Here is a 274-nt window from a genome sequence, read left to right on the forward strand (position 1 = left end):
GGTCGACGGCCGCGAAGGTATCGAACTCGATCTCTGCCGACAGCGGGTCCTTGGTCAGTTCGCCATTTCCCGCCGGGGCCTTGGCTTCGGCAGCCAGCAGATCTTCCTTGCTGGCAGCGATCATGGCTTCGACCTTGGCTGGCTCGATACGGCTCATCAGGGCCTTGAACGGGTTAAGCGGGTGGTTTTCCAGGCGTGTCAGGTGGTCGTTCCAGGTTAGCGGGGCCACGTTGAGGAATGCCTCGGCGTCAGCAGCCAGCACCGGAAGTACCGG

At 62.8% G+C, this 274-nt stretch carries 1 pseudogene; it reads right to left on the minus strand.

From position 1 onward, the window contains the following. Nucleotides 1–262 (minus strand): annotated as a pseudogene (metG, locus tag SB719_RS19975) (methionine--tRNA ligase); the annotation flags it as partial. Nucleotides 263–274 lie beyond the last annotated feature (12 nt).

Origin of the sequence: Pantoea sp. SIMBA_079, from assembly GCF_046940275.1 — a bacterium.
Taxonomy (GTDB): Bacteria; Pseudomonadota; Gammaproteobacteria; order Enterobacterales; family Enterobacteriaceae; genus Pantoea; species Pantoea borealis.